The sequence below is a fragment of the Thermohalobaculum sp. genome (assembly GCF_058622915.1).
This window is the reverse complement of sequence record NZ_JBZSYN010000087.1, coordinates 1-4975: the sequence shown is the minus strand read 5'-3', so window position 1 is coordinate 4975 and position 4975 is coordinate 1. Positions and strand designations below refer to the sequence as shown.

At 69.9% G+C, this 4975-nt stretch carries 5 protein-coding genes; 1 reads left to right on the top strand and 4 read right to left on the bottom strand.

The window, feature by feature from the left end:
- Positions 1-145: 145 nt before the first annotated feature.
- From AC32QD_RS07320 to AC32QD_RS07310, 3 genes are read right to left on the bottom strand one after another with little or no spacing between them, the layout of a single operon-like run.
- Positions 146-562, bottom strand: a complete 417-nt coding sequence (locus AC32QD_RS07320; RefSeq protein WP_492009834.1) for a GFA family protein — start codon at positions 560-562, stop codon at positions 146-148.
- 36 nt (positions 563-598) lie between these two features.
- Complete coding sequence (locus AC32QD_RS07315; RefSeq protein WP_492009833.1) at positions 599-2431, bottom strand: ABCB family ABC transporter ATP-binding protein/permease; 1833 nt, start codon at positions 2429-2431, stop codon at positions 599-601.
- A 21-nt stretch (positions 2432-2452) separates the two neighbouring features.
- Positions 2453-3943, bottom strand: a complete 1491-nt coding sequence (locus AC32QD_RS07310) for a LysM peptidoglycan-binding domain-containing protein (protein ID WP_492009832.1) — start codon at positions 3941-3943, stop codon at positions 2453-2455.
- Positions 3944-4043: 100 nt separating this feature from the next.
- Here AC32QD_RS07310 and AC32QD_RS07305 point away from each other — a divergent pair, with 100 nt between their 5' ends.
- Entirely contained in the window at positions 4044-4601 is a 558-nt protein-coding gene (locus AC32QD_RS07305) for an LOG family protein (RefSeq protein WP_492009831.1), read from the top strand.
- A 131-nt stretch (positions 4602-4732) separates the two neighbouring features.
- On the opposite strand, the gene AC32QD_RS07300 is transcribed toward AC32QD_RS07305, so the two are convergent.
- Positions 4733-4975, bottom strand: a 243-nt coding sequence (locus AC32QD_RS07300; RefSeq protein ID WP_492009830.1) for a superoxide dismutase, incomplete at its 5' end; no start/stop codon positions are given.

Sequence of the window (4975 nt, the reverse complement as noted above, 5' to 3'; positions counted from 1 at the left end):
CCTCGTCGCGGCGCTGCGCGAGACCAGCGTGCTCTTCGCCATGCTGATCGGCGTCTTCCTGCTCGGTGAGAAGGCGGGCGCGATCCGCTGGGTCTCGGGCGCGCTGATCCTGACCGGCGTCGTGCTCATGCGGCTGTGAGCCGGTTCAGTCCTCGAGCCGCGGGCCGCTCGATTCCCCGAGATATTTCGGCAGGTCATCGCCCAGCGTGACCCAGGGCACCCGCTCGCCGGCGAAGACATGGGACGTGGGCACCAGCCCCGTGCCGTCTTCAAGCGCCGCGAGATAGACGTGGATCTCGCCGGGGTACCTGTCCGACTCATAGGCCACGGGTGCCCCGCATGCGGGGCAGAACAGCCGCCGCACGCCGGGCGAGGAGCCATAGACCGCAGGGTCGGTCCCGGTGAAGCGCAAGGCCGCCCGCGGTACGCCTACATAGGTCGTGAAGGCGGACGACGTGTTGCGCCGGCAGCTCTCGCAGTGGCAATGCGCGACCCACAGCGCGGGTCCCTCGAACGTGTAGGTGACGGCGCCGCACAGGCAGCGCCCTTTCCGCTCGGTCATGGCAGGCTCCCTGCCGTTTGCCCCCGCCGGCGGATGCTAGGCCTGCGCGTGGCGCGCGTCGAGCGGCTCGGGCTCCTCGCTTTCCTGCCGCGCCCACATCTCGGCATAGCTTCCCCGCCGCGCCAGCAGCTCGGCATGGCTGCCGCGCTCGACGATGCGTCCCTCGTCCAGCACGACGATCTCGCCCGCATCCGCCACGGTCGACAGCCGGTGGGCGATCATCAGCACCGTGCGGTTCTCGCCCAGCCGCCGCAGCTCGGCCTGGATGCGCCGCTCGGTCGGCATGTCGAGCGCCGAGGTGGCCTCGTCCAGGATCAGGATTGGCGGGTCCTTCAGGATCGTGCGCGCGATCGCCACGCGCTGCTTCTCGCCGCCCGAGAGCTTCAGCCCCCGCTCGCCCACCATGGTGTCATAGCCGTCGGGCAGGGTCATGATGAAGTCGTGGATGCGCGCGGACTTCGCCGCCGCGATCACCTCGTCCCGGCGCGCGCCTTCGCGCCCATAGGCGATGTTGTAGAAGATCGTGTCGTTGAACAGCACGGTATCCTGCGGCACCACGCCGATTGCCGCGCGCAGCGACTCCTGCGTCACGCCGCGCACGTCCTGGCCGTCGATCTCCACCGTGCCTCCGCTCACGTCGTAGAGCCTGAGCAGCAGGCGGAAGATCGTCGACTTGCCCGCGCCCGATGGCCCGACCACGGCCAGGCTGCCGCCGCCCGGCACCTCGAACGAGATGTCGCGCAGGATCGGCCGCCCCGGCCCATAGTCGAAATCGACGCCGCGGAAGGCCACGCGGCCCTCGCCGACGCGCAGCCGCGTCGCGCCTGGCGCGTCGGTCACTTCGGGCGCCACATCCAGGAGCTGGTACATCTCGCGCATGTCGATCAGCGACTGGCGGATCTCGCGATAGACCGTGCCGAGGAAGTTCAGCGGCATGGTGATCTGGATGACGAAGGAATTGGCCATCACGAAGGTGCCGACCGTCATCTTGCCCGCCTGCACCTCCAGTGCCGCCATCGCCATCACCGCGACCAGGCCCGAGGTGATGATCAGCGCCTGACCCGCGTTCAGCAATCCCAGCGAGGTCGCGGTCTTGACCGCCGCCTCCTGATAGCCGCGCATGGCCCCGTCATAGCGGTCGGCCTCGCGCCCCTCGGCGCCGAAATACTTCACCGTCTCGTAGTTGAGCAGGCTGTCGACCGCCTTCTGGTGCGCCTCCTGGTCCTCCTTGTTCATCTGCATGCGGATCTTCACCCGCCACTCGGTAACCTTGAAGGTGAAGACCACATAGGCCGCGATGCAGCCGAGCAGCACGACGAAGTACCAAAACCCGAACTCGACCCAGAAGATCGTGGCGACGATGACGAGCTCGATCACCAGCGGCACGATGTTGAACACCAGAAAGCGCAGCAGGAAGTCGATCGCCTTGATGCCCCGGTCGACAACCCGGCTGAGCTCGCCGGTGCGTCTGCCCAGGTGGTAGCTCAGCGACAGCCGGTGCACGTGGCGGAAGGTGCGCAGCGCCAGCCTGCGCAGGGCGTGCTGCCCGACGCGGGCGAACACCACGTCGCGCAGTTGTTGCAGCACGGTGCCCATCAGCCGCACCACGCCATAGGCGATGACCAGGAAGATCGGCGCCACGATGGCCGCCTCGGCCGGCGTCGGCGCCAGCGCATCGACCGCGTCGCGATAGGCAAATGGCGTGGCGATGGTGGCGAGCTTTGCCAGCACCAGAAGCCCCAGCGACACCGCCACGCGCAGGCGCAGGTCGCGCCGACCGCTGGGCCACAGGTCCGGCGCCACGCGGGTCAGGATGCGAAGATCGGGCATGCCCTCGGTGGTGGGCCGCCGGCGCAGGCTACGGCGCATCGAAGCTCTCCCGGCTCGCGCCTACTGGCTGTTGACCAGCTCGGGGACAGTAAACACCTGGCCCGGATATATGAGGTTCGGGTCGCGGATCAATTTCTTGTTGGCCTTGTAGATGACGCTGTAGCGGATGCCGCGCCCGTAATACTGCTCGGCGAACTTCCACAGGTAATCGCCCTTCTGCACAACGATCCTGCGATGGCGCAGCTCCTGCGCGATCGCCTCGGGCGAATACTCGAACGGGGTCTCCAGGCGGCTGAGCACCTTGCCGGTCTTGTCGACCTGGTCGAAGCGCAGCAGCAGGGCCTTGGTGGCGACCGCCTTCGATATATGCGCCTGCCACTGGCCCTTGGCGTCGCACCTGGTGTCCTTGACGTATTCCGCGTTGACGTAGATGCGGATCACGGCACCCTTGGGGCCGCGCCCCGAGGCGATGATGCCGCCCTTGTCCTCGTAGGTGATGCGGTCGAGCACGATGCCCCCGCCCGAGACGGCGAAGGCGGGCTGCATCAGCGTCACCCCCTCGGCGTCGGACTGCACCACGGCGGGGGAGGCGGCCGAGTCGCCCGAGGGCAGGATGACCACCGGCGCGCTCAGTCGCGCCTCGGTGACGGCGGGGGTCGCGCCGCGATCGGTGGCTGCGGGCACCCCGCCCGGTGCGGCCGGCGCCGTGCTCTGTGCCGGGCTGCCGGTCGCCAGCTGGCCCGCTTGGCCGGGCGCTTGCTCTGCGAGGCCGGCCGTCGCCGAGGTGCCTGTTCCGCTGCCCGGCAGCGAGGTCGGACCCGACCCGGTCACAACTCCGGTCCCACCCGCGGACAGCGCCGCCGGCGCACTCGGCCCGGCGCCCTGGGCGGTCGCCAGCTCGGTCGGCCCGCCGCCCTTGGCCGGCGGCGCGCCGGGCAGGCCGGGCTCGGTGGCCGATGATCCGGCGCTTGGCGTCGGGGTCGCTCCGGGCGCGGCGGTGCCGGGCTTGGCCGGCATCCCCGCGGAGGCCGGCGCCGCACTGCCGGAGCCGGGCAGGGTCGAAGGCGCCGTGGCCACTTCGGTCCCGCCCGCCGCGGCGGCGATCTTGGCTCCCGCCTGTCCGCCGGCGCCGGGCACACGCAGCACCAGCTTGCGCGCCTTGCTCGAGGGAGGGATCGAGAGCACCGAGGCGAAGGCGCCGTTGGCATCGGTGCTTGCGGTCGCGATCACCTTGCCGTCGAGCATGATCTCGACATTCTCGTTCGGCCCCGCATGCCCTGCGACCACGGTCTGTCCGTCGGGCGCGATCCGCACCACGTCGAAGCCGGGGGCACCTGTGGGCGGCGGCTTCAGCGCGCCGGCTAGCTTTTGCACGTCGGCGCTGGACTTGGGCTCGACGCCCGGCGCGACCGCGGCCTGGCCGCCGGCACTCTCGCTGCCGGACGGCGCGGCGGGCTGCGGCTGCGGGGCAGGGCGGGTTGCAATCCAGACCACGAGCGCCAGCAATGCCGCGATCCCCAGCCCGAGAACTCCCCTGAGTACAGTCCGCATATCTCAGCGCCCTTGCGCGCGAAGGGTAATTATTGGCGCAGCTATGCTATGAATCCGGCCGCGTGTAAACGAATCTTCACTCACCGCACGGAGCGGCCCAATGTCGCCAGCGCAGCATACGGTCTGCCTTTACTGCGGCTCGCGCCCCGGCGCGAACCCGGCGCATGGGCGCCAGGCCAGGGCACTGGGCGAGGCGCTGGGCCGCGCCGGCTATGCGCTGGTCTACGGCGCCGGCGACCGCGGGCTGATGGGCGAGGCGGCCCGCGCCGCGCAGGCGGCCGGCGCCCGCATCACCGGCTTCATCCCGCGCCATCTCGTCGAGCTCGAGGTGGGCAAGCGGGACCTGCACGCCGTCATCGTCACCGAGACCATGCACGAGCGCAAGAAGCTGATGCTGGGCAACTCCGAAGCGGTGATCGCACTGCCCGGCGGGCCCGGCACGCTCGACGAACTGATCGAGGTGCTGACCTGGCGCCATCTCGGCCTGCACGAGAAGCCCGCCTTCCTGCTCAACAGCGAAGGCTACTGGGACCCGCTCTTGCGCCTCTTCGGCCACATGATCGAGCAGGGCTTCGTCGGCGAGGCGTTTCTGGGCTACCTGACCGTGGTTAACACAGTCGAGGAGATGATGGCCGCGCTTGGCCGCGCGCTTCCCTGAGGCCGGACCTCGCGCCGCCTGCGCGCCGGTGAGCACCGGATCGGCCGGCGCTGCCCGCGCTGGCCCTTGAGGCGGCAAACGAAAAGGCCCCGGGCGCGCGGCCCGGGGCCCTTGCGCGGCGGTCGCCGGGGTCAGCCGCCCGCCTTGGACAGGCGCTCGGCGACGTTCTCCCAGTTCGCCAGGTTGTTGACGAAGTTCTTCAGGTAGTCCGGCCGCTTGTTGCGGAAGTCGATGTAGTAGGAATGCTCCCACACGTCGCAGCCGAGGAGCGCCGTCTGGCCGAAGCACAGCGGGTTCACGCCGTTCTCGGTCTTGGTCACCTTCAGGCTGCCGTCCTTGTCGACCACCAGCCAGCACCAGCCCGAGCCGAACTG

What these genes read in the sequence shown, in the direction of transcription:
- AC32QD_RS07320 (WP_492009834.1), bottom strand. Translation starts at nt 562, where the DNA reads ATGACCGAGCGGAAAGGGCGCTGCCTGTGCGGCGCCGTCACCTACACG.
- AC32QD_RS07315 (WP_492009833.1), bottom strand. Translation starts at nt 2,431, where the DNA reads ATGCGCCGTAGCCTGCGCCGGCGGCCCACCACCGAGGGCATGCCCGAT.
- AC32QD_RS07310 (WP_492009832.1), bottom strand. Translation starts at nt 3,943, where the DNA reads ATGCGGACTGTACTCAGGGGAGTTCTCGGGCTGGGGATCGCGGCATTG.
- AC32QD_RS07305 (WP_492009831.1), top strand. Translation starts at nt 4,044, where the DNA reads ATGTCGCCAGCGCAGCATACGGTCTGCCTTTACTGCGGCTCGCGCCCC.